Consider the following 24,254-nt stretch of genomic DNA (forward strand, 5'->3'; position numbering starts at 1 on the left):
GCGCCAGCCGTGGCGTTTAGGACAAGGCTTGCGGCCCTTGCGCCAATTTTCCCATCGCGTTGCCAGCTTCAAGTCGGTGTCTATACTCCGACTCGAAAGGCGATACCTGATGACACCCGACTGTGCACCACGTGCTGAAGGTCGGCCGTTAAAGTCAGCCGTATTAACGACCGCTCCCTTAGCCGCTGGCCCAGCCGGCGGGATAACAAGAACGATAAGGGGAACCCGCAATGATGCGACATCCACGAGTCTGGATGGGACTCCTGCTGTGGTCGATTTTCAGCCAGGCGCAGGCCGCCTGGACCGTCAACATGACGCCCGGTGCCACCGAGGTCAGTCGTACCGTTTTCGATCTGCACATGACCATCTTCTGGATCTGCGTCGTCATCGGCGTGATCGTGTTCGGTGCCATGTTCTGGTCGATGATCATCCACCGTCGCTCCACCGGCCAGGAGCCGGCGCATTTCCACGAGAGCACCACGGTGGAGATCCTCTGGACGGTCGTGCCCTTCGTCATCCTGGTGCTGATGGCGATACCTGCCACCAAGACCCTGATCGACATCTACGACAGTTCCGAATCCGAGCTGGATATCCAGGTCACCGGCTACCAGTGGAAGTGGAACTACAAGTACCTGGGCCAGGACGTCGAATTCTTCAGCAACCTCGCCACCCCCGCCGAGCAGATCCACAACAAGGCGGAGAAGGACGAGCACTACCTGCTGGAGGTGGACGAGCCGCTGGTGATCCCGGTGGGCACCAAGGTGCGCTTCCTGATCACCGCCGCCGACGTCATCCACTCCTGGTGGGTACCGGCGCTGGCGGTCAAGCGTGACGCCATCCCCGGCTTCGTCAACGAAGCCTGGACGCGCATCGACAAGCCCGGCATCTACCGCGGCCAGTGCGCCGAGCTGTGCGGCAAGGACCACGGCTTCATGCCCATCGTGGTCGAGGCCAAGTCCAAGGAGGACTTCGCCAAGTGGCTCGCCGGCCGCAAGGAAGAGGTGGCCAAGCTCAAGGAGCTGACCGACAAGGAGTGGACGCTCGAAGAGCTCACCGCCCGTGGCGACAAGGTCTACCACACCACCTGCGCCGCCTGTCACCAGGCCGAGGGCCAGGGCATGCCGCCCATGTTCCCGGCGCTCAAGGGCTCGAAGATCGCCACCGGGCCGAAGGAAGACCACCTCAGCATCGTCTTCCACGGCAAACCCGGCACCGCGATGGCCGCCTTCGGCAAGCAGCTGTCGGAAGTCGATATCGCCGCCGTCATCACCTACGAACGCAACGCCTGGGGCAACGCCAAGGGCGACATGGTGACGCCGAAAGAAGTGCTTGCGCTCAAGCAAGCCGAGGAGAAATGACATGAGTGCAGTGATCGACCACGATCATGCCGGGCATGATCACCACCACGGCCCGGCCAAGGGCCTGATGCGCTGGGTGCTCACCACCAACCACAAGGACATCGGCACCATGTACCTGTGGTTCGCCTTCGCCATGTTCCTCCTCGGGGGTTCCATGGCGATGGTGATCCGCGCCGAGCTGTTCCAGCCCGGGCTGCAGATCGTCGAACCGGCCTTCTTCAACCAGATGACCACCATGCACGGCCTGATCATGGTCTTCGGCGCGGTGATGCCGGCCTTCGTCGGCCTGGCCAACTGGATGATCCCGCTGATGGTCGGCGCGCCGGACATGGCCCTGCCGCGCATGAACAACTTCAGCTTCTGGCTGTTGCCCGCCGCCTTCGGCCTGCTCATCAGCACCCTGTTCACCGCCGGCGGCGGGCCCAACTTCGGCTGGACCTTCTACGCGCCGCTGTCCACTACCTACGCGCCGGAGAGCGTCACCTACTTCATCTTCGCCATCCACCTGATGGGCATCAGCTCGATCATGGGCGCGATCAACGTGATCGCCACCATCCTCAACCTGCGTGCCCCGGGCATGACCCTGATGAAAATGCCGCTGTTCGTCTGGACCTGGCTAATCACCGCCTTCCTGCTCATCGCGGTGATGCCGGTGCTGGCGGGCTGCGTGACCATGATGCTGATGGACATCCACTTCGGCACCAGCTTCTTCAGCGCGGCCGGCGGTGGCGACCCGGTGCTGTTCCAGCACGTGTTCTGGTTCTTCGGCCACCCCGAGGTGTACATCATGATCCTGCCCGCCTTCGGCGCGGTCAGTTCGATCATCCCGGCCTTCGCGCGCAAGCCGCTGTTCGGCTACACCTCGATGGTCTACGCCACGGCCTCCATCGCCTTCCTCTCCTTCATCGTCTGGGCGCACCACATGTTCGTGGTCGGCATCCCGCTGACCGGCGAGCTGTTCTTCATGTACGCCACCATGCTGATCGCCGTGCCCACCGGGGTGAAGGTGTTCAACTGGGCCAGCACCATGTGGCAGGGCTCGATGACCTTCGAGACACCGATGCTGTTCGCGGTGGCCTTCGTCATCCTCTTCACCATCGGCGGCTTCTCCGGGCTGATGCTGGCCATCGCCCCGGCGGACTTCCAGTACCACGACACCTACTTCGTGGTGGCCCACTTCCACTACGTGCTGGTGCCCGGCGCCATCTTCGGCATCTTCGCCTCGGCCTATTACTGGCTGCCGAAGTGGACCGGCCACATGTACGACGAGACCCTCGGCAAGCTGCATTTCTGGATGAGCTTCATCGGCATGAACATGGCGTTCTTCCCCATGCACTTCGTGGGGCTGGCCGGCATGCCGCGACGCATCCCGGACTACAACCTGCAGTTCGCCGACTTCAACATGATCTCCTCCATCGGCGCCTTCACCTTCGGCGCCACCCAGCTGCTCTTCCTGTTCATCGTCATCAAGTGCATCCGTGGCGGCAAACCCGCACCGGCCAAGCCGTGGGACGGTGCCGAAGGGCTGGAGTGGACCGTGCCCTCGCCGGCGCCGTACCACACCTTCAGCACCCCGCCGGAGGTGAAGTGAGATGAGCGGGGAACTGAACAATCGCCGCCTGATTCCACGCCTGCTGGTGCTGGTGGTGGCGATGTTCGGCTTCGGTTTCGCCCTGGTGCCGATCTACGACGTGATGTGCGTGGCCTTCGGCATCAACGGCAAGACCAATGCCTCCGCCTACGAAGGCAGCCAGGCGCTGGACGAGCAACGCCAGGTGCGGGTGCAGTTCCTCGCCACCAACTCGGCGGACATGACCTGGGAATTCCGCTCCAAGGCGGACGACCTGGTGGTGCACCCGGGGGCCAGCAACGAGATGCTGTTCATCGCCCACAACACGACGGACAAGCCCATGACCGCCCAGGCGGTGCCGAGCATCTCGCCGTCCAAGGCTGCCGCGTACTTCCACAAGACCGAATGCTTCTGCTTCACCCAGCAGGTCCTGCAACCGGGCGAGCGCATCGAAATGCCGGTGCGCTTCATCGTCGACCGCGACCTGCCGCCCGACGTGCACCACCTGACACTCGCTTACACGCTGTTCGATATCACGGCCCGCAAGCCCCCGGTCGCCAAGACCGGCAGCTGACGCGCCGACAAGGAGAACAACAACGATGGCAAGTCACGAGCAGTATTACGTTCCCGCCCAGAGCAAATGGCCGATCATCGCCACCATCGGCATGCTCGTCACCGTCTACGGTCTGGGCACCTGGTTCAACGACCTCAAGGCCGCCCGCCCGGATTCCAACGGCCCGCTGATCTTCTTCGTCGGCGCCCTGTGCCTGGCGTACATGCTGTTCGGCTGGTTCGGCGCGGTGATCAAGGAAAGCCGCGGCGGGCTCTACAGCCCGCAGATGGACCGCTCGTTCCGCTGGGGCATGAGCTGGTTCATCTTCTCCGAGGTGATGTTCTTCGCCGCCTTCTTCGGCGCGCTGTTCTACGTGCGCACCTGGGCCGGTCCCTGGCTCGGCGGCGAGGGCGACAAGGGGGTGGCCAACATGCTCTGGCCCAACTTCCAGTACACCTGGCCGCTGCTCAACACCCCCGACCCGAAACTCTTCCCCGGGCCCAAGGAGGTGATCGACCCCTGGCACCTGCCGCTGATCAACACCCTCCTGCTGGTGTCCTCCAGTTTCACCGTGACCTTCGCCCACCACGCGCTGAAGAAGGCCAACCGCAAGCTGCTGAAGATCTGGCTGGCGCTGACCATCCTCCTGGGCGTGGCCTTCCTCGCCTTGCAGGCCGAGGAATACATCCACGCCTACACCGAACTGGGCCTGACCCTCGGCTCGGGCATCTACGGCGCCACCTTCTTCATGCTCACCGGCTTCCACGGCGCCCACGTGACCATGGGCACGCTGATTCTCACGGTGATGCTGGTGCGCATCCTGCGCGGGCACTTCGACGCCGACCACCACTTCGGCTTCGAAGCCGCCAGCTGGTACTGGCACTTCGTCGACGTGGTCTGGGTGGGGCTGTTCATCTTTGTGTATGTGCTTTGAAAAAGCAGCTGGAAGCCGGAAGCGGGAAGCCCGAAGCAGTTCTTCTTCCAGCTTCTGGCTTCAAGCTTCCAGCTCTGGTTACCAGGTCGTATGCGACACCAGTTGGCCGCTGTAGAAGCCCCAGGCGACGAGGCCGAGGGTGAGGGCGGCAAGGACGACACGGACGGTAAGGGCGTTGACCACGCGTGAACCGCGACCCTCGTCCTTGACCAGGAAGAACAGGCCGCTGAACAGGCTGACCACGGTGGCCAGCAGCATGAAAACGATAAGCGCCTTGAGCATGGGCGAATCCGCGGTAAGGGGGACGTTGTGCAGTATAGCCAGAGCTTTCCAGGCTCCAGGCCACGTCGGTTGAGGGCCTTTCGCCCCGGCCTCGTGCCCACCCTCGTGGTGCTGGCGCTGTTGCCCCTGCTCGTCGGCCTGGGGGTCTGGCAGCTGTCCCGCGCGGAGGAGAAGCGCCAGTTGCTGGCGGGCTACGAAGCGCGTCGCAGTGCCGATCCCATCGCCATCACCGAACTCGAACGCCTGCCCGACCCGGCCTATGTGCGGGTGCGCCTGCAGGGCAGTTTCGATGACCAGCACAGCCTGTTGCTGGACAGCCGCATCCGCGCCGGCAAGCCCGGCGTCGAACTGCTGCAACCCTTCTACGACCAGGTCAGCGGGCTCTGGCTGCTGGTCAACCGGGGCTGGCTGCCCTGGCCGGACCGGCGCACCCCGCCGCAATTCGACACCCCGCACCAGCCCCTGGCCCTCGACGCCTGGGTCTATGTGCCGCCCGGCGCCGCCTTCGAGCTCAAACACGTGGAAAGCGCCGAGTGGCCGCAACTGATCAACCAGGTCGAGCCACGCGCCTTGTGGCAGAAGCTCGGCCGTGGCGGCCTGCCTTTCGAGCTGCGCATCGAACCCGGTCTCGCCGCCTACGAAGCCGACTGGCCGGTGGTGGCCATGGGGCCGGAAAAACACCTCGGTTACGCGGTGCAGTGGTTCGCCATGGCGGCGGCCCTCTGCGCGCTCTTCACCTATTTCGGTTTTCGCCAAGCACGGGAGTTAACGGATGAATCCAGCCCTCGCTCTGCCTGATACGCCGCCGCGCCGTACGCGCGGGCGCCTGCAGCTGCTGCTGATCCTCGCGGTGGTACTCGGCCCCATGGTGCTGGCCTCGGCCATGTACAAGCTGCGCTTCTGGGTGCCGGAGGGGCGCAGCTACCACGGCGCGCTGATCGGCAACGGCCAGACCCGCGCCGACCTCGGCGTGCAGGGCGCCGGGGAGCCTGCGCTGTGGCAGTTGCTGGTCACCGCCCCCCAGGCTTGCGAGGCCGACTGCCAGCAACTGGTCTACGTCGCCCGGCAGATCCACATCGGCCTGGGCCGCGAGGCCGAGCGCGGCAGCCACGCCTTCGCTGCCGGGCAGCCGCTGTCGGCGGACTACCAGCAGACCCTGGAGCGCGAATACCCGCGCCTGCAGCGCTACACGCTGGACCCGGCGGCCTATGGCAAGGCGGTGGAAAGCGACGTCACCGGCCCGCAGCTGTGGATCGTCGACCCCCACGGCAACCTGGTGCTGCGCTACGACGCGAAGATCAAGGGCAAGCAGATCCTCAACGACCTGCGGCACCTCATGAAGCTCTCGAATATAGGTTGAGGGCAGCGGCAAGCTGCAAGTTACAAGCTGCAAGAGGCCTGCTCTTCCCTTGTCGCTTGAGGCTTGAAGCTTGCAGCTGAGAAAACGGAGTTCTCCACATGCAACGATCTTTTCGTCCCGGTTTCTACCTCGCGGTGCTGGCCACTGCGCTGGCTGTGGTGGTGGTGCTGCTGGGCGCCTACACCCGGTTGACCCATGCCGGCCTCGGTTGCCCCGATTGGCCGGGCTGCTACGGCTTTATCAGCGTGCCCAAGACCGAAGCCCAGCTGGCCCACGCCGAGGTGCATTTCCCCGAGGCGCCGGTGGAGGCCGACAAGGGCTGGAACGAGATGATCCACCGCTACTTCGCCGGCACCCTGGGCCTGGCCATCCTCGGCCTTGCCGTGCATGCCCTGGTGCGGCGCGGGCGTGATGGGCAGCCGCACAAGCTGCCGCTGCTGCTGCTCGGGGTGGTCATCGCCCAGGCCGCCTTCGGCATGTGGACGGTGACCCTCAAGCTCTGGCCCCAGGTGGTCACCGCGCACCTGCTCGGCGGCTTCACCACCCTGGCGCTGCTGTTCCTCCTCAGCCTGCGCCTGTCCGGCGCCTTTGCCCCGTTGCAGCTGCCCGCGCGGCTGCGCTACCTGGCGACCTTCGGGTTGCTGCTGGTGATCGGGCAGGTCGCCCTCGGCGGCTGGGTCAGCTCCAACTACGCGGCGGTGGCCTGTGTCGACCTGCCCACCTGCCACGGCCAGTGGTGGCCGGAGATGGACTTCGCCAACGGCTTCCACCTCAGCCAGCACATCGGCCCCAATTACCTGGGCGGGCAGCTGGACAGCGACGCCCGCACCGCCATCCACATGACCCACCGCCTCGGCGCCCTGGTGGTGACCCTCACCCTGCTGGTGCTCGCCTGGCGCCTGCGTGCCGCCGGCCTCGGCCGTCTCGCTGTGCTGGTGCTCGGCGCCCTGGCGCTGCAGGTGGGGCTGGGCATCAGCAACGTGATCTTCCACCTGCCGCTGCCCGTGGCAGTGGCCCACAACGGCGGCGGTGCGCTGCTGCTGTTGACCCTGGTGCTGGTGAATTACCGCGTGCGTGCGCCGGCCCTGGCCACCGCCCCCGCAACCACGGCTCTCCGGCTGCACGCCGGCAAGCCTGCCTGAACACAAGAAGAAGGAGAGACGCCATGGCCACTCTGCTCAGCGAACGCGAGGCCCGGGTCCACGCCAGCTGGCGCGATTACCTGGAACTGACCAAGCCCAAGGTGCTGGTGCTGATGCTCATCACCTCCCTGGTGGGGATGTTCCTCGCCACCCGCGCGGGCGTGCCCTGGGAGGTGCTGATCTTCGGCAACCTCGGCATCGCCCTGTGCGCCGGGTCGGCGGCGGCGGTGAACCACGTGGTGGACCGGCGCATCGACTCGATCATGGCGCGCACCCTCAAGCGCCCGGTGGTCAACGGCCGCGTCTCGCCTGTCGCTGCGCTGGTGTTCGCCCTGCTCCTGGCGGTGGCCGGGCAGGTGCTGCTGCTGCACTTCACCAACGAGCTCACCGCCTGGCTGACCCTCGCCTCGCTGCTGGGTTACGCGGTGATCTACACCGGCTTCCTCAAGCGCGCCACGCCGCAGAACATCGTCATCGGCGGCCTCGCCGGCGCCGCCCCGCCGCTGCTCGGCTGGGTCGCGGTCACCGGGCACCTGTCCGCCGAGCCGCTGCTGCTGGTGCTGATCATCTTCGCCTGGACCCCGCCGCACTTCTGGGCCCTGGCCATCCACCGCAAGGAGGAGTACGCCAAGGCCGACATCCCCATGCTGCCGGTGACCCATGGCGAGCACTACACCAAGGTGCACATCCTGCTCTACACCCTGGTGATGTTCGCCGTGAGCCTGCTGCCCTACGCCATCCACATGAGCGGCCTGCTCTACCTGGTCTGCGCCGTCGCCCTGGGCGGGCGCTTCCTGCAGTGGGCCTGGGTGCTCTACCGCGACAGCCGACCGCACGCCGCGATCAAGACCTTCAAGTACTCTATCGCCTACCTGTTCCTGCTGTTCATCGCCCTGCTGGTGGACCACTACCTGCTGCTGAACATCTGACTCCAAAGGCTGTTACACCGCGGACCGTGCCATCGGCGCGCTTCGCGGTTAGTCTTGCCGCCACCGAATTCCCGAGTGAAGACCGCCCATGACCCGTGTGCAGAAAACCGTATTCGTCCTCATCGCCCTGGTGGCGCTGGTGCTCGGCCTGACCGTGCACAAGGTGCTCAACAACCAGCGCCAGGCCGACCCGACCCAACTGCTCGATGCCGGCATCGTGCTGCTGCCGCAGAGCCGCACCCTGCCGTCCATCAGCCTCACCGACCAGGACGGCAAGCCGGTGGCGGTCAACGAGCTCAAGGACAAATGGAGCCTGCTGTTCTTCGGCTACACCTTCTGCCCGGACATCTGCCCCACCACCCTGGCGCAGATGCGCGAGCTCAAGGGCCTGCTGCCGGAGGCGGCGCGCAACAACCTGCGCGTGGTGCTGGTCAGCGTCGACCCCAACCGCGACACCCCGCAGCAGCTCAAGCAGTACCTGGGCTACTTCGACCCGGCCTTCCTCGGTTACACCGGCGAGCTGGCCTCGATCCAGAAGCTCGCCAATGCCGTGAGCATCCCCTTCATCCCGGCCGATACCAGCAAGGAAAACTACACCGTCGATCACAGCGGCAACCTCGTGGTGATCGGCCCGGATGGCACCCAGCGCGGCTTCATCCGCGCGCCGCTGAACAACCAGAAGCTCAAGGACCAGTTGCCCACCCTGCTGGTGCCGGCCAGCTGAGAAGCCTCTTTCTCAATTGCAACTAATTCTCAATAAAAATAAGATGGCGCTCCCTCACCTCCGCCAGTCAGGGAGCGCGCTTGTCGGAGCCCGATCTCAAGAGCCTTTTCATCAAGCATGCGAAGGCCCTGCAAAGCCTGTTGACGCGCAAGGTGCGCGACCCGCAGCTGGCCGCCGACCTGGTCCAGGAGAGCTTCCTGCGGCTGGCCGAACAGCGCGGCAAGGAACGCATCGACAACAGCCCCGCGTACCTCTATCGCACCGCCCACAACTTGATGATCGACCACGCCCGGCAACAGTCGCGGCGCAGGACCGAGTCGGTGCCCCACGAGGCGCTGGAGGAGATAGTCGAGGAGCGCCCCGGGCTCGATGACCAGGCCGCCGAGGCCCAGCACATGCACAGGCTGCGCGAGGCGGTGGCGGAACTGCCCCCGCGCACCCGCGAGATCTTCCGCCTCAACCGCCTCGAAGGCCTGACTCACGCCGAGGTCGCACGGCAACTGGAGATCTCCGACAGCTCGGTGCAGAAGCACCTGTCCAAGGCCCTGGCGCATGTCATGCAGCGCCTGCAAACCGGCGCTTCGAGCGAAAGATGACAAATGGTTTACCGAATATCGGCCCCTCAGACGTCAGCATTCATATAACGAGAACTCGAGAGACTGCCGTGATCAGCCACGACCTGCGCGAGCAGGACATCCGCGAGCAAGCCGCCGACTGGGCCATCCGCCTCAGCGCCGGGGCCCTGGACGCCGAACAGGCGCAGGCCCTGGCCCGCTGGCAGGCCGAGGACTCGCGCCACGGGCCAGCGCTGCAGTTCGCCCAGCGCACCTGGGCGGACCTCGCGCGCCTGGGCGAGATGCCCGCGCCCGCTTATGGGCCCGCCGGCCAGGCGCTGCCCCGGGCACGGCCGCAGCAGCCGGCCCGCCGGCGTCCGCGCCTGCGCTGGGCGGCCAGTGCTGCCGCCGTGTTGCTGCTGGCCGGGCTCGGCGTCGAGCAGGGCAAGCAACTGCTGCTGCCCCTGCTGGCCGACCATGCCACCGCCAAGGGCGAGATACGCCAGGTGCAGTTGCCGGACGGCAGCCGTGTGGAGCTGGATACCCGCAGCGCCATCGACCTGGCCTTCAGCGATACCGAACGCCGGGTGCGCCTGCTCGGCGGCGACGCCTACTTCACCGTGGCCCCGCTGGGGCCCAACGAATCGCGGCCCTTCGTGGTCGAGAGCGCCGGGGGCACGACGCGCGCCCTCGGCACCCAGTTCCTGGTCAGCCAGGACGACGAGCAAGGCGCCTGGGTCGGCGTCACCGAACACAGTGTCGCCGTCGCCCTGGAGCGCGCGCCCGATCGGGGCCCCCGCGAGCAGGTGCTCCGGGAGGGCCAGAGCGCCCGCTATGACGCCCGTGGCGGCATCCAGCCCCTGGCCGCCCGCGATCTGCAACGCACCACCAGTTGGCGACGTGGCGTGCTGGTGTTCGAGCGCGTGCCCCTGGAGCAGGTCGCCGAGCAACTCAACCGTTATCGCCCCGGCCGCGTGCTGATCACCGACTCGGCCCTGGCCCGTCGCGAGGTCAGCGGCGTGTTCCGCCTCGACATCCTCGACGAGGCCCTGGACACCCTCACCCACGAACTCAAGGTCAGCCGTCTCGACCTGCCCGGCGTCACCTTCCTCTACTGACCTGGAAGCCCGCTCCGCGCGGCTTCCAGCGTTCCCCTGAAAAAAATCGCAAAAAAACCTTACTGAGTTTTCCCGACTGGTTCGTCTTGGTGATGAGAGTGATTTTCATTCACCAAACAATAAACACAGCCATAAGGAAAACCGATGAACGCATACAAGGGGCCGGGCCAGCGATTCCGTCGTGCGCAGCTCGCCTTGGGGGGAAGCTGGATGCTGGCCTGCGCTGGGGAGCTGCAGGCCGTCGAATCCGCTCCGGCGACGGCGCAGGCGCAACAGGCACTGGTCGCCTTCGACATTCCGGTGCAGCCGCTGAGCAGCGCGGTGCTGGCCTTCGCCGAACAGTCCGGCGTGCAGGTGATCTTCGACGCCGCCCTGCTGGAAGGGCTGCAGGGCAACGCGGTGCGTGGCCGCCTGGAAATCCGCGAAGGCCTGCAGGCGCTGCTGCGCGGCCACCCGGTGAGCTACAGCTTCAGCTCGCCGCGCCAGGTCAGCCTGACCCGCACCTACGCCGATGCCGGCAGTGTGATGCAACTGGGCGCCACCCATGTGCAGAGCCAGGCCGATGCCAACGACTGGATGTACCGCACGCCGCGTTCGGTGGCGGTGATCGGCCGCGAGCAGATCGACCGCAACCCGCCGCGCCACGCCGCCGACATGCTCGAGGAAACCTCCGGCGTGTACAGCATCGTCAGCCAGCAGGACCCGGGCCTGTCGGTGAACATCCGTGGGCTGCAGGACTTCGGCCGGGTCAACATGTCGATCGACGGCGCCCGCCAGAACTTCCAGCAGAGCGGCCACCAGCAGCGCAACGGTGAAGTGCTGGTGGACACCGAGCTGCTGACCCAGGTGGACATCGAGAAGGGCCCGACCTCGGGCATGGGCGGCGCCGGGGTGATCGGCGGCATCGCCAACTTCCGCACCCTCAACGTCGAGGACGTGCTGCTGCCCGGCCATGACTACGGCGCGCGCCTGCGTGGCACCACCGGCCTGGGCGGCTACGACAACGGCACGAATTTCATCGGCAGCGCCGCCTTCGCCCTCGACGAAGACTTGTGGAGCCTGCTGGTGGCCCACAGCGAAAAGCACCTGGGCGAGTACGAGCCGGGCCAGCGCGGCAAGTCCGGCGCCGAGAACCAGCTGGGCCTCGACGCCCAGCCGGGCAAGCCGACCTTCGTCAAGTTCACCAACCAGATGCAGCGTTCCGACCTGTTCAAGCTCGGCCTCAAGCTGGCTCCGGACCAGATGCTGGGCTTCAGCTACCTGGAAAGCCGCGTCAGCTACGACAACGCCAGCATGGCCAACGCCCTGAGCACCGATACCTGGCGCAAGACCGGCGAGGACAAGCTGACCAACACGCTCTACAGCCTCGACTACAGCTACACCCCGGACAACCCGCTGATCGACCTGCAGGCCAAGCTCTACTACGGCACCACCCGTAACGAGCAAGACGTCTACAAGGGCAACCCGCCCACCGGCTATCCGTCCGACTACTGCGACGTGCCGCGCTCGACCGCGACTTGGGAGCGCAACTGCGCACCGGCGTATTCGATCACCCACCGCACCGACACCTGGGGTGCGCAACTGCAGAACACCTCGACCTTCGAGCTGGATGAGCGCTCGGTGGTCACCGCCAACTACGGCATGGAATATTTCGAGGACAAGACCAAGCCCGAAGCCGGCCTGGCCACCCCTCGCGTCGCCACCGACCCGATCGGCGACACCCTGGGCGTGACCCCCAAGGGCACCCGGGAAATGGCCAGCCTGTTCACCGGCCTGGGCTATCGCTACGACGACTGGCTGCAGATCAACGGCGGCCTGCGTTATGACCGTTACCACCTGGAAGGCGACACCCGCCTGACGGCCTACCGCGACTTCAATGGCCGCACCCAGTCACCCCAGTACAGCGTGGACGAAGAGCGCGGCCACATCTCGCCGACCTTCTCCATCGCGGTGAACCCGGGCCTCGACTGGCTGCAGCTGTTCGCCAACTACGGCAAGGGCTGGCGCCCGCCGGCCATCACCGAAACCCTGATGCACGGCACCCACATCGGCGACGCCGCCTCGAAGATGTACCCCAACCCCTTCCTCGAACCCGAGGAATCCCGGACCTGGGAAGCCGGCATCAACCTGTTCAAGGAAGGGCTGTTCATCCCCGGGGACAAGCTCACCGGCAAGGTCGCCTACTTCGACACCAAGGTCGACGACTACATGTTCATGAGCCTGGAGGTGGGCCTGCCCAACACGGCGGTCACCAACCTGGGCACCTCGGCCTTCGTCAACAGCCTCAACCCGGCGCGCTTCAAGGGCGTGGAATACGAGCTCGAATACGACGCCGAGCGCTGGTACACCGGCCTCACCTACACCCACATGATCGGCAGGAACGAGCTCTGCTACAAAGTCTGGTACATCGGCCCCTCCGCCGTCGCCACCGGCCAGGCCTGGCGCGACAACAGGGTGACCTGCGGCTTCATGATGGGCAGCGCCGAACACATGCCCATGGACCGCGGCAGCTGGCACGGCGGCCTGCGCTTCTTCGACAAGAAACTGGATATGGGCCTGCGCGCCCGCTACAGCGAAGGCTTCTTCGAGACCTATGCCGAGCGCCGCGCCGCCGGTGAAGAAGACGTCTACCCGCTGATCTGGAAGAGCTACGTGGTCTGGGACTTCTACAGCGCCTACCGCGTCAGCGACAACCTGACCCTGCGCCTCTCCGTGGAGAACCTGCGTGACCGTGCCTACGTGGTGCCGATGGGCGATGCCCTGGCCGCCACCATGGGCCGTGGACGCACGGCGCAGGGCACCGTGGAAATCCGCTTCTGATCCTGATGCACGCCCCCGTGGCGGGCATCGACGAGCACGCCTTTCGGCCCTGAGCCGGCAGGCAGGCCCCGAGGCACCGGACGGCGCCGAGGGAAACCCCAAACGATGGAGACTCACCTGTGACTATCGCAATCAACTACGGAACCGCCACCAATGGCCGCACCTACTTCGCCGACTGGCGCGCGGACTTCATCAGCGGCAACCACCCGGACAACACCGGCGGTTTCTACCCGGGCGCGCTGAGCGGTACCCAGTACGCCCTGTCCAGCGGCGTTGAAGGCCACACCGCAGGTTTCATCGCCGGTGGCTCGCTGAACTACACCCTGTTCTCGCCGCCGGCCCACACTCTGTACGGCCAACTGGACAGCCTGGGCTTCGGTAACCAGATCGTGAACAACGCCGGCTACAGCTTCAACAACGGCCCGGAGCTGTCCATCACCGGCCTCAACCTGACCGGCACCCAGACCGCCAACAACATCGTGCACAAGGTCGTCTACGGCCTGATGCAGGGCACCACCACCGAGCTGGAAGCCGTGCTCAACGCCAACAACCTGTCGATCACCGGCAGCTCCGGCGCGGACACCGTCACCGGCTACAACGGCAACGACACCCTGACCGGTGGCGCGGGTGTGGATAACTTCTTCTTCGGTGTGAATGGCGCGGCCACCAGCTTCGGCAACGACACCGTCACCGACTATGCCAGCGGCGAGAAGATCCAGATCTCCAACTCGCTGTTCGCCAGCTACAGCGCCTTCACCGCCGCCGGCGGCACCGTGGGCAGCGTGGGCGGCAACACCGTCATCGACACCAACGGTCACGGCACCATCACCCTCACCGGTGTGACCAGCTTCAGCACCAGCGATCTGCAATTCGTCGCCTGACGAAAGCAAAAAGCGGATGAAAGATCGCTCTTCCATCCGCTCCGTTACCACGTCGTCACAGCCCTCGCTTGCAGGCCGGCTGTGACGGCGCCGAATTCTGAAAGGCGCCCGGGGGCACGTCAATGCCCGCCGGGCGCATGTCGCAGGAGCTAGTCGGTCATGACCACACAACAGCAGGGCCCGCGCAACGAGATCCTCACCGCGCTGGGGCTGTTCCGGTCGAGTTTTCGCAGCGTTGGCATCTTCACCGCCGTCATCAACCTGCTGATGCTCGCCCCGGCGCTCTACATGCTGCAGGTCTATGACCGGGTGCTGGCTTCCGGCAACACCATGACCCTGGCCATGCTCACATTGATGGTGCTCGGCCTGTTCGCCTTCATGGGGCTGCTGGAGTACGTGCGCAGCTTCGTGGTCATCCGCATCGGCGCGCGCCTCGACATGCGGCTCAACGAGCGGGTCTACAGCGCGGCCTTCGAGTCCAGCCTGAAGAGTGGCGACCAGGCCGCCGCCCAGGCGCTGAACGACCTCACCACCCTGCGCCAGTTCGTCACCGGGCCTTCGCTCTTCGCCTTCTTCGATGCGCCCTGGTTTCCCGTCTACCTGGGGGTGATCTTCCTTTTCGACCCCTGGCTCGGGCTGTTCGCCCTGGTCGGCTCGCTGATCCTGGTGCTGCTGGCCTGGCTCAACGAGCGGGTGTCCGCCGAGCCCCTGGCTGCCGCCAGCCGCCTGTCGATCCGCTCCTCCCAGCAGGCCGGCAGCAGCCTGCGCAATGCCGAGGTGATCGAAGCCATGGGCATGCTCGCGGCCCTGCGCAGCCGCTGGTTCGCCGGCCATAGCGAGTTCCTCCGCCAGCAGAACCTGGCCAGCGAGCGCACGGCGATGATCGGCGCGCTGTCGAAGATCGCCCGCATCGCCCTGCAATCCCTGGTGCTCGGCCTCGGCGCCTGGCTGGCGGTGATCGGCCTGGTGACGCCGGGGATGATGATCGCCGGCTCCATCCTCATGGGCCGGGTGCTGGCACCGCTGGACCAGTTGATCGGCGCCTGGAAGCAATGGAGCGCCGCGCGCCTGGCCTACCAGCGCCTGGTGGCGCTGCTCCAGGCTCACCCGCGCCGGCCCCAGGCGATGCCGCTGCCGGTGCCCGAGGGCAACCTGAGCGTGGAGCAGCTGAGCGCCGCCGCGCCGGGCAGCCGCATCCCCGCCCTGCTCAACCTGGGCTTCGCCCTGCCGGCCGGGGAAACCCTCGGCGTGCTCGGCCCGTCGGGTTCCGGCAAATCCAGCCTGGCACGGCTGCTGGTGGGCGTCTGGGCACCCCAGGCGGGCAAGGTGCGCCTGGATGGCGCAGACCTGCAGCAATGGGACAAGGCCGCCCTCGGCCCCTACCTGGGCTACCTGCCCCAGGATGTACAACTGTTCGCCGGCAGCATCGCCGAGAACATCGCGCGCTTCGCCGAGGTGGACGCGGAGAAGGTGGTGGCCGCCGCGCGCCTGGCCGGCGTGCATGAACTGGTATTGCGCATGCCCCAGGGCTACGACACGCCGCTGGGCGACGGCGGCAATGGTCTCTCCGGTGGGCAGAAGCAGCGCATCGGCCTGGCCCGTGCGCTCTATGGCCTGCCGGCGCTGATCGTGCTCGACGAGCCCGACGCCAACCTCGACGAAGCCGGCGAGCAGGCGCTGCTGGCGGCCATCGCCGAGCTGCGCCGTCTGCGGCGGACCCTGGTGATGGTCACCCACAAGCCCTCGCTGCTGGCCGGTGCCGACAAGCTGCTGGTGCTGCGGGGCGGGCAGATGCAGGCCTTCGGCCCGGCGGCGCGGGTCTGGCAGGACCTGCAAGGACGGCCCGCCACCCCGGCGGTCGCGCCCCTGCGCGCGGCCCCGAGCCTGAGCGTGAGCTACGCCAGCGGCCCCGCCGCCCCGGTGCAATCATGAGCCTGCATGGGGTGGAAAAGGCCCCCGAGCCGACCCTGGCGCCGGTGCTGCCCCTGGACGAGCGCCGCTTCACCCGCCTCGGCTGGTGGCTGGTGCTGCTGGGCTTCGGCGGCTTCATGGCCTGGGCCGCACTGGCGCCCCTGGACAAGGGCGTGCCGGTCTCCGGCAGCGTGGTGGTCGCCGATAGCCGCAAGGCCGTGCAGCACCCCGGTGGCGGTGTGGTGGAGCGCATCCTGGTGCGCGATGGCGACACGGTGCAGGCCGGCCAGGTGCTGGTGCAGGTCAACGCCACCCAGGCGCGGGCGCAGCGGGAATCCCTGCATGCCCAGTACCTCGGGGCGCGGGCTGCCGAGGCGCGGCTGACCGCTGAACGCGATGGGCTGGAAACCATCACCTTCGCCGACGACCTGCTGGCCAGCGAGAGCGAACCCCGCGTCGCCGCCAGCCTGGCCCTGCAACGCCAGCTGCTCGGCAGCCGGCGCCAGGCGCTGCGCATGGAACTCTCGGCCATCGACGAAAGCATCGCCGGCACCCAGGCCATCCTCCAGGGCCTGCGCGCCTCGATGGCTAGCAAGGAAGCCCAGCGCGACACCCTGGAAGAACAGCTGCGGGGTCTGCGCGACCTGGCCCGCGACGGCTACATCGCCCGCAATCGCCTGCTGGAGAACGAGCGCCTGCTGGCGCAGATCAACGGCACCCTTTCCGAGGACCTGGGCAATATCGGCCGCTTGCAGCGCCAGGTGGCCGAGTTGCGCCTGAACGCCGGCCAGCGCCGCGAGGAATACCAGAAGGAAGTGCGCGGCCAGCTCGCCGAGGAGCAGGTGCGCGCCGAGGACCTGGCCAACCGCTTGCGCGGCGCCGAGTTCGAACTGGCCAACACCCAGGTGCGCGCGCCCAGCGGCGGTGTGGTGGTGGGCCTGAGCGTGTTCACCGAAGGCGGGGTGATCAGCCCCGGGCAGAAGCTGATGGAGATCGTCCCCCAGGACGCGCCGCTGCTGGTGGACGCCCAGGTGCCGGTGGACCTGGTGGACACCCTGCAACCCGGCCTGCCGGTGGAGCTGATGTTCGTCGCCTTCAACCAGAGCCTGACCCCGCGGGTGGAAGGCCGGGTGACGCTGGTTTCCGCCGACCGCCTGCAGGACGAGAAGACCGGCATCCCCTACTACCGCATGCGCGTGCAGGTGAGCGAGGAAGGTATGCACAAGCTGGCCGGCGTGCAGATCCGCCCCGGCATGCCGGTGGAAGCCTTCGTGCGCACCGGCGAGCGCTCGCTGCTCAACTACCTGTTCAAGCCGCTGACCGACCGCGCCCATGTCGCGCTGACGGAGGAATGAGCCCGATGCGCCTGCTGTTCGCCCTCATCCTGCTGTTGCCCGCGTTCCCCGCCAGTGCCCTGGAGCTGCGCGACGCCTATGCCCTGGCGTTGCGCAACGACCCGACCTTCCACGCCGCCCTCGCCGAGCGCGACGCCGGCCAGGAGGAGCGCATCATTGGTCGCGCGGCGCTGCTGCCCAAGCTCTCCTACAGCTACAACAACGGCCGCAACGACTCGAAGGTGACCCAGTCCACCGTGATCGGCGACATCACCAACGACCGCGACTACCGCAGCTATTCCTCCACCTTCACCCTGCAGCAGCCACTGTTCGACTACGCCGCCTGGGCCGAGTACCGCCAGGGCGAGGCCAAGGCGCTGCTGGCCGACGAGCGCCTGCGCAGCCGCAGCCAGGAGCTGGCGGTGCGCTTGTTCAACGCCTACAGCGAGGCGCTGTTCGCCAGCGAGCAGATCGACCTCGCCCAGGCTCAGCGCCGCGCCTATGCCGAGCAGCTGCAGCTCAACCAGCGCCTGTTCGAAGCCGGCGAAGGCACCCGCACCGACCTGCTGGAAACCCGCGCCCGCTACGACCTGGCCCAGGCCCAGGAGATCGAGGCTGTGGATAACCTCGATGCGGCCCTGCGCGAGCTGCAGGCCATCGTCGGCGAGCCGCTGGACATCCAGGACCTGACGCCCCTGGCGGACGGCTTCCACATCCAGCCGCTGCAGCCGGCGCGCTTCGAGACCTGGCGCGACCTGGCCCTGGCCAGCAACCCCGAGCTGGCCTCCCAGCGCCACGCGCTGGACGCCGCCAGCTACACGGTGGAGCGCAACCGCGCCGGCCACCTGCCCACCCTCAGCGCCTACGCCAGCACCAGCAAGACCAGCTCCAGCTCGGAGAGCACCTACAACCAGAAGTACGACACCGACAGCGTCGGCATCCAGATCAGCCTGCCGCTGTTCGCCGGCGGCGCAGTCTCCGCCTCCACCCGCCAGGCCGCCGCCGAGATGGAGCGCGCCAGCCACGCCCTGGATGCGCAGACCGCCGAGACCCTCAACCAGCTGCGCAAGCAGTTCAACCTCTGCGTCAGCAGCGGTGCCAAGGTGCGTGCCTACGAGCTGGCGGTGGAATCGGCCAGCACCTTGATCGAGGCCACCAAGCGCAGCGTGACGGGTGGCGAACGGGTCAACCTCGATGTGCTCAATGCCGAGCAGCAGCTCTACAGCGCCCGCCGCGACCTGGCCCAGGCCCGCTACGGCTACCTGCGCGCCTGGTTGCAGCTGAAGTACCACGCCGGCCTGCTGGAGGCGGGTGACCTGGATGTGCTGGCCGGGTATTTCCAGGCCCGGGGCTGACCCCGGGCATCGATCTATCCCGGCAGGTGGCCCGGGCTGCAGCCCGGGGAAAACCGTTCGGAATATTTTTTACTGAGTTTCATTCGCTGAAACGTCATCCAGTGCAAAGCCCGGCCGATCGACCGGGCAGGCCAACCCGAATCGAGACATCGTCATGACCGCTTCCCAGTCGCAACTCTCCCATCCCCTGCGTTCCCAGCGCCTCAACCAGCTCACCCACGAGCCCCACAGCCGCCTGGACGCCCTGGTGAAGAGCCACGACCCCTTCGGCAACCGCGAGAACTTCGCGCGCTTCGTCGCCGCCCAGTACCTGTTCCAGTACGACCTGGCCGCGCTCTATGCCGACGCCGAGCTGGGCCTGACCTTCGACAACCTCGCCAGCCGCGCCCGCCACGAGCAGGCGCGCCTCGACCTGGCCGACCTGGGCCATGCCGTGCCCGAGGGCGACGAGAGCGTGCGTGGCGCCAAGCACCCGCTGGGTGCCGCCCTGGGCTGGCTGTTCGTGTCCGAGGGCTCCAAGCTCGGCGCCGCCTTCCTCTACAAGCGTGCCGAGGCGCTGCAGCTGTCCGACAGCTTCGGCGCCCGTCACCTGGGTGACCCGGAGGGCGGTCGCGCCCAGGGCTGGAAGAGCTTCGTCGCCACCCTCGACGGCATCGAGCTGGACGCCGAGCAGGAGCGCCATGCAGAGGCCGCCGCCATTGCCGCCTTCAACCGCTTCGCCGATCACCTGGAACGCTGCTTTGCCTGAGGCCGTTGCGCGGGGGCCGCTGCGCTGGTTGTGGCAGGCCCTCGCCTACCTGTTCATCGGCCTGGCGCTGCTGGGCGTGGTGCTGCCGGGGCTGCCCACCACCGAGTTCGTGCTGCTGGCGGCCTGGGCGGCGGCCAAGGGTTCGCCGCGCCTCAGCGCCTGGCTGGAGAACCACCGCCTGCTCGGTCCCTCGCTGCGCAACTGGCGTAACGGCGGGGTCATCACCCGCCGCACCAAGGTCGTCGCCAGTACCAGCATGTGCCTGGGCCTGACCCTGATGGCCTGCACCGTGCCGCACCTGCCGTCGGTGATCATGGCCGGCATCGGCATGGCCATTGGCGCCGCGTGGATCTGGTCGCGCCCGGAGCGGCTGCCGGACGCGGGCTGAAGACCCGCACCCTGGCGCCGTTTCGTAGATCGGGTGAAACCCGACGACCGAGCACGGTGAACACGCGGGTTTCACCCGCCCTACGGTGTGGATTAAGGCTAGAAGAGCTGAGCCCAGCTGATTGCCGAGCTTTGCTGGTGCTTCTGGTTTCGCCCACCCGGGCGAGTCCCTTTTAACAATCGCCTTAAAAGGAACCAAAAGGGCTTGCCCCTGCATACGGGTCTGGCTTCGCCAGACTTCCCTCGCTCCATCATCGTTCCAGGGGCACGCCGCGAAGGGCCATCCCTGGCCCATCGCGGCTCTCGCGACATCCATGTCGCTCAACCCCTTCCACGACGATTCGCTCGGCCTCCTGAAAGGGGCGTTTGGCGGCTGCTCCAACTTTCTTCGCTCGATTCCTCACATTGATGTGCGCACCAACCCAACGTGCACGTGGTGGCCTTCGTAGGATGGGTAGAGCGGAGCGAAACCCATGCGGCGGAGCGGGCACAAACCCTTCGCCCGGAAAGGGTTGTGCTTGAGCGTTTGCTTTAAAGCCACAACAGCTAACGCAGACAGAGCCTTGATTAACGCCGTTCCGCGACCACAAAAAAGCCCGCTCGATGAGCGGGCTTTTTCATGACCGGGAAGCGATCAGAACGCCGGAACCACGGCGCCCTTGTACTTATCGAGGATGAACTGCTTCACCTCGGGGCTGTGCAGGGCCTTGGCCAGTTTCTGCATGTCGGCGCTGTCCTTGTTGTCCGGGCGGGACACCAGGATGTTCACGTAGGGCGAGTCGCTGCCTTCGATGGCCAGGGCGTCCTTGGTGGGGTTCAGCTTGGCTTCCAGGGCGTAGTTGGTGTTGATCAGGGCGAGGTCGACCTGGGTCAGCACGCGCGGCAGGGTGGCTGCTTCCAGCTCACGCACCTTGATGCCCTTGGGGTTCTCGGCGATGTCCTTGGGGGTGGCGGTGATGCTGGTGTTGTCCTTCAGCTTGATCACGCCGACCTTGTCCAGCAGCAGCAGCGCACGGCCACCGTTGGTGGCGTCGTTGGGGATGACCACCGCGGCGCCCTGGGGCAGCTCGTCGAGCTTCTTGATCTTGGTGGAGTAGGCACCGAAGGGCTCGATGTGCACGCCGGCGACGCTCACCAGCTGGGTGCCCTTGGCCTTGTTGAACTCATCCAGGTACGGCTGGTGCTGGAAGAAGTTGGCGTCCAGGCGCTTCTCGGCGACCTGCACGTTGGGCTGCACGTAGTCGGTGAAGACCTTGATCTTCAGGTCCACGCCTTCCTTGGCCAGCTGCGGCTTGATGAATTCGAGGATTTCCGCGTGGGGCACCGGGGTGGCGGCCACGGTCAGGGTGTCGGCCTGGGCGGAGAGGGCAGCGAAGGCGGCAGCGGCCACCAGCAGTTTTTTCATGGAACGCTCCTTATGAGAATGCGAGGGCCGGGTCGGGGTGGACGCCGGCCATCCTTTCACTTGCGCGAGAAATGCACCACCAGCTTGTCGCCGATGGTTTGCAGGATCTGGACGAGCACCAGCAACAGCACCACGGTGACCACCATCACGTCGGTCTGGAAGCGCTGGTAGCCGAAGCGGATGGCCAGGTCGCCGAGGCCGCCCGCGCCCACCACGCCGGCCATCGCGGTGTAGGACACCAGGGTGATGGCGGTGACGGTGATGGCGGCGATGATGCCCGGGCGCGCTTCCGGCAGCAGGGCGTTGACCACGATCTGCCGGGTGGTGGCGCCCATGGATTGGGTGGCCTCGATGATGCCGCGGTCCACCTCGCGCAGGGCGGTTTCCACCAGGCGCGCGAAGAACGGCGTGGCGCCCACCACCAGCGGCGGGATGGCGCCGGCGACACCCAGGGAGGTGCCGGTGATGAACACCGTGAAGGGGATCATCACGATCAGCAGGATGATGAAGGGCAGCGAACGCAGCACGTTCACCACCAGCGACAGCAGGCTGTAGAGGGCGCGGTTCTCGAACAGCTGGCGCGGGCTGGTGAGGAACAGCAGCACGCCCAGGGGCAGGCCCAGCAGCACGGTGAACAGCAGGGAGCCGCCCAGCATCAGCAGGGTGTCCAGGCTGGCCAGCCAGATTTCGAACCAGTCGATGTTGGCGATGAGCTCGTTCATCAGCGCAGGACCTCCAGGTGCACGTCCGCTTCGCGGAAGCAGGTCAGCGCGGCCTCGATGTCGCCGCCGGTGAGGGCCAGGGTCAGCTGGCCGTAGGGGGTGTCCTTGATGCGGTCGATACGCCCCGCGAGGATGCTGTAGTCGACGCCGGTGCGGCGCGCGACCGTGCCCAGCAGCGGCGCGTAGGTGGCCTCGCCACGGAAGGTCAGGCGCAGGATGCGGCCCTGGACGTGGGCGAAGTCGTCACGCTGCTCGCCCTCGTCCACCTGCTCGTCCTCCTGGACGAAGCGCTGGGTGGTGGGGTGCTGCGGGTGGAGGAACACATCCGCCACCGGGCCCTGCTCGACGATGACGCCGGCATCCATCACCGCGACGCGGTCGCAGACGCGACGGATCACGTCCATCTCGTGGGTGATGAGGACGATGGTCAGGTTCAGCTCGCGGTTGATCTCCGCCAGCAGCTGCAGCACCTGGCCGGTGGTTTGCGGGTCGAGGGCGCTGGTGGCCTCGTCGCAGAGCAGGATCTTCGGCTGGGTGGCCAGGGCGCGGGCGATGCCGACGCGCTGCTTCTGGCCGCCGGAGAGCTGGGCGGGGTACTTCTTCGCGTGGTCGCTGAGGCCGACGCGGGCCAGCAGCTCGGCGACGCGGGCGTCGATCTCGCTGCGCGACAGCTCGCCGGCCAGCTTCAGCGGCAGGGCGACGTTGTCGGCGACGGTCTTGGAAGACAGCAGGTTGAAGTGCTGGAAGATCATGCCGACGCGCTGGCGGAAGCGGCGCAGGCCTTCGGCATCGAGGGCGGTGACGTCTTCGCCGGCGATGACGATGCGCCCGCCGCTGGGTTCTTCCAGGCGGTTGATCAGGCGCAGCAGGGTGCTCTTGCCGGCGCCGGAGTGGCCGATCAGGCCGAACACCTCGCCCTGCTCGACACGCAGGTCGGTGGGCTGCAAGGCCGGAATCTCGCGGCCTTCGACGCGATACGCCTTGTGGACGTCATGGAATTCGATCACGGGGGAAACCTTGTGGGTTCTCGGGGGCCGGGTGGGGCCTAAAAAGCCGAGTAGTTTACCTGTTCACGCATAGGCGCCGAAAATCTTTGTCGGCCTATGGCTATAGCCAGTTGGAATAAGAACGGGAGCGGGCGCGTCCCGCCATCGTCCCGCCATGGCGGGGGTGAGCGCGGGTTTCACCCGCCCTACGGATCGGCGTTGCGTGACCTAGGTCGGGTGTAACCCGGTGCGTGCTGGCCGGGGCCTCAGCTCTTCGGGCTAAGCACCAGGTTCGGCACCTTGGCGGGGTCGACGCTGTGGTCCACGCGTAGCTTGTAGCTGGGGTCGAGCTTCTTCACCCGGGCGGAAAGCAGGGCCACGACCCAGGGGTACTGCTTGGCTTCGCGCACCTGCAGGCGCACGCCGCAGTCGAAGGCGACCACGTCGGCGGCGACGGCGTCCAACAGGCTGCGCAGGCGCTCGTTGTCGTCGTTGTCGAGCATCGGCAGGGCCACCTGGTTGGCCACGCGGCGTACGGGCTTGGCGGCTGCGGCCGGCTGGGCCAGGGGTGCCGGGATGGCCACCAGCTTGGCGGCCTCGGCGGCCTGGCGCTCCAGGGCGAGGCGCTGCTGGCGGGCCTGCTCGGTACGGGCGGCGACTTCCTTGGCGGCGGCCTGCTCGGTGGCGGTGCGGGCCTGCTCGGCGCGGTCCAGCTCGCTGGCGCGGGCCTGGGCGATGGCGCCGTCGAGGCCGGTGGTCAGCGCCGGGGCCTGGGGCATCAGGCTGCGGGCGTGGCTGAGGGCGGTGGTGGCGGTGTCCAGGTCGCCCTGCTGCAGCGCGGCCTGGCCTTTCTTCAGCCAGGCTTCGGTGAGCTGGCGCTGGTACTGCTCCAGGCGGGTGTCGCCGGCGGCGCGCTGCTGGAGGTCCTTGAGCTGGGTTTCGGCGTCGGCCAGTTGCCCGTTGTTCAGGCTCAGGTCCAGCTGACGGAAACTGGTGACCAGGTCGTCGGTGGGCAGGCTGGCCACCTGCGGTTTGCTCTGGCACGCGGCTAACAGCAGGGAAATCGCGATAACGGGAAGGTATCGGGTTGCGAACAGCATCATTCCTGCAAGTCTCGTGTTGCTCAAAAAACGCGCAATTCTACACTGCGCGACCGGGCAGGACAAAAGTCGGGGCCACTT

23 protein-coding genes are annotated in these 24,254 nt (G+C 66.9%); 18 read left to right on the forward strand and 5 right to left on the reverse strand.

The features are described from left to right. The first annotated feature begins 230 nt into the window (after positions 1-230). From coxB to ACXI0U_RS24025, 4 genes are read left to right on the forward strand one after another with little or no spacing between them, the layout of a single operon-like run. A complete protein-coding gene (gene coxB, locus ACXI0U_RS24010; RefSeq protein WP_043241915.1) occupies positions 231-1,358 on the forward strand; it encodes a cytochrome c oxidase subunit II in 1,128 nt (375 codons plus the stop codon). 1 nt (position 1,359) lies between these two features. Continuing rightward, complete coding sequence (gene ctaD / locus ACXI0U_RS24015; RefSeq protein WP_021219881.1) at positions 1,360-2,949, forward strand: cytochrome c oxidase subunit I; 1,590 nt, start codon at positions 1,360-1,362, stop codon at positions 2,947-2,949. A gap of 1 nt (position 2,950) precedes the next feature. Next, complete coding sequence (locus tag ACXI0U_RS24020; RefSeq protein ID WP_184488204.1) at positions 2,951-3,502, forward strand: cytochrome c oxidase assembly protein; 552 nt, start codon at positions 2,951-2,953, stop codon at positions 3,500-3,502. 25 nt (positions 3,503-3,527) lie between these two features. Beyond that, entirely contained in the window at positions 3,528-4,415 is an 888-nt protein-coding gene (locus ACXI0U_RS24025; protein WP_043241918.1) for a cytochrome c oxidase subunit 3, read from the forward strand. Positions 4,416-4,493: 78 nt separating this feature from the next. Here the strand turns inward: ACXI0U_RS24025 and ACXI0U_RS24030 are convergent, their stop codons facing one another. Beyond that, positions 4,494-4,697 (reverse strand): twin transmembrane helix small protein, encoded by a 204-nt coding sequence (locus ACXI0U_RS24030; RefSeq protein ID WP_021219878.1) that lies wholly within the window; start codon positions 4,695-4,697, stop codon positions 4,494-4,496. 69 nt (positions 4,698-4,766) lie between these two features. Between ACXI0U_RS24030 and ACXI0U_RS24035 the strand changes: the two genes are divergently transcribed. From ACXI0U_RS24035 to ACXI0U_RS24100, 14 genes are all read left to right on the forward strand, one after another. Further along, positions 4,767-5,495: an SURF1 family protein gene (locus tag ACXI0U_RS24035; RefSeq protein ID WP_271659539.1), complete on the forward strand. Its 729-nt coding sequence runs from the start codon at positions 4,767-4,769 to the stop codon at positions 5,493-5,495. Further along, positions 5,470-6,057 carry a hypothetical protein gene (locus ACXI0U_RS24040; RefSeq protein ID WP_184488206.1) on the forward strand — a complete coding sequence of 196 codons (588 nt, stop codon included), beginning with the start codon at positions 5,470-5,472 and terminating at the stop codon, positions 6,055-6,057. Before ACXI0U_RS24035 ends, ACXI0U_RS24040 begins: the two co-directional genes overlap by 26 nt. A gap of 98 nt (positions 6,058-6,155) precedes the next feature. Beyond that, positions 6,156-7,199 (forward strand): COX15/CtaA family protein, encoded by a 1,044-nt coding sequence (locus ACXI0U_RS24045; protein WP_271659540.1) that lies wholly within the window; start codon positions 6,156-6,158, stop codon positions 7,197-7,199. Between the two features lie 23 nt (positions 7,200-7,222). Then, entirely contained in the window at positions 7,223-8,128 is a 906-nt protein-coding gene (cyoE, locus tag ACXI0U_RS24050; RefSeq protein WP_479550912.1) for a heme o synthase, read from the forward strand. An 88-nt stretch (positions 8,129-8,216) separates the two neighbouring features. After that, entirely contained in the window at positions 8,217-8,852 is a 636-nt protein-coding gene (locus ACXI0U_RS24055) for an SCO family protein (RefSeq protein ID WP_236205070.1), read from the forward strand. 80 nt (positions 8,853-8,932) lie between these two features. Then, positions 8,933-9,448 carry an RNA polymerase sigma factor gene (locus ACXI0U_RS24060; protein WP_431483062.1) on the forward strand — a complete coding sequence of 172 codons (516 nt, stop codon included), beginning with the start codon at positions 8,933-8,935 and terminating at the stop codon, positions 9,446-9,448. Between the two features lie 68 nt (positions 9,449-9,516). Continuing rightward, entirely contained in the window at positions 9,517-10,524 is a 1,008-nt protein-coding gene (locus ACXI0U_RS24065; RefSeq protein ID WP_374979471.1) for a FecR family protein, read from the forward strand. 144 nt (positions 10,525-10,668) lie between these two features. Continuing rightward, positions 10,669-13,344, forward strand: a complete 2,676-nt coding sequence (locus ACXI0U_RS24070) for a TonB-dependent receptor (protein WP_479550913.1) — start codon at positions 10,669-10,671, stop codon at positions 13,342-13,344. Positions 13,345-13,463: 119 nt separating this feature from the next. Next, positions 13,464-14,225, forward strand: a complete 762-nt coding sequence (locus ACXI0U_RS24075; protein WP_374979473.1) for a heme acquisition protein HasA — start codon at positions 13,464-13,466, stop codon at positions 14,223-14,225. 159 nt (positions 14,226-14,384) lie between these two features. Next, positions 14,385-16,157 carry a type I secretion system permease/ATPase gene (locus ACXI0U_RS24080; RefSeq protein ID WP_479550914.1) on the forward strand — a complete coding sequence of 591 codons (1,773 nt, stop codon included), beginning with the start codon at positions 14,385-14,387 and terminating at the stop codon, positions 16,155-16,157. Continuing rightward, complete coding sequence (locus ACXI0U_RS24085; protein WP_431483066.1) at positions 16,154-17,491, forward strand: HlyD family type I secretion periplasmic adaptor subunit; 1,338 nt, start codon at positions 16,154-16,156, stop codon at positions 17,489-17,491. Before ACXI0U_RS24080 ends, ACXI0U_RS24085 begins: the two co-directional genes overlap by 4 nt. A 5-nt stretch (positions 17,492-17,496) precedes the next feature. Continuing rightward, entirely contained in the window at positions 17,497-18,825 is a 1,329-nt protein-coding gene (locus tag ACXI0U_RS24090; RefSeq protein ID WP_479550915.1) for a TolC family outer membrane protein, read from the forward strand. A 154-nt stretch (positions 18,826-18,979) separates the two neighbouring features. Continuing rightward, a complete protein-coding gene (locus ACXI0U_RS24095) occupies positions 18,980-19,573 on the forward strand; it encodes a biliverdin-producing heme oxygenase (protein ID WP_479550916.1) in 594 nt (197 codons plus the stop codon). After that, the gene (locus ACXI0U_RS24100; protein ID WP_021219864.1) at positions 19,566-19,961 is read left to right on the forward strand and encodes a YbaN family protein; all 396 of its coding nucleotides are present in this window, start codon (positions 19,566-19,568) and stop codon (positions 19,959-19,961) included. The genes ACXI0U_RS24095 and ACXI0U_RS24100 overlap by 8 nt, the downstream gene beginning before the upstream one ends. A gap of 633 nt (positions 19,962-20,594) precedes the next feature. Here ACXI0U_RS24100 and ACXI0U_RS24105 read toward each other — a convergent pair. The 4 genes from ACXI0U_RS24105 to ACXI0U_RS24120 form a co-directional block, all read right to left on the reverse strand. Next, positions 20,595-21,365 (reverse strand): MetQ/NlpA family ABC transporter substrate-binding protein, encoded by a 771-nt coding sequence (locus ACXI0U_RS24105; protein WP_479550917.1) that lies wholly within the window; start codon positions 21,363-21,365, stop codon positions 20,595-20,597. Positions 21,366-21,421: 56 nt separating this feature from the next. Continuing rightward, positions 21,422-22,087, reverse strand: coding sequence for a methionine ABC transporter permease (locus tag ACXI0U_RS24110; RefSeq protein WP_021219862.1), 666 nt, complete (start codon positions 22,085-22,087; stop codon positions 21,422-21,424). Continuing rightward, positions 22,087-23,094 (reverse strand): methionine ABC transporter ATP-binding protein, encoded by a 1,008-nt coding sequence (locus tag ACXI0U_RS24115; RefSeq protein ID WP_021219861.1) that lies wholly within the window; start codon positions 23,092-23,094, stop codon positions 22,087-22,089. The genes ACXI0U_RS24110 and ACXI0U_RS24115 overlap by 1 nt, the downstream gene beginning before the upstream one ends. A 245-nt stretch (positions 23,095-23,339) precedes the next feature. Further along, positions 23,340-24,176: a PA5502 family lipoprotein gene (locus ACXI0U_RS24120; RefSeq protein WP_479550918.1), complete on the reverse strand. Its 837-nt coding sequence runs from the start codon at positions 24,174-24,176 to the stop codon at positions 23,340-23,342. Positions 24,177-24,254: the final 78 nt, after the last annotated feature.

It is taken from the genome of Pseudomonas sp. C9D1 (assembly GCF_056491235.1).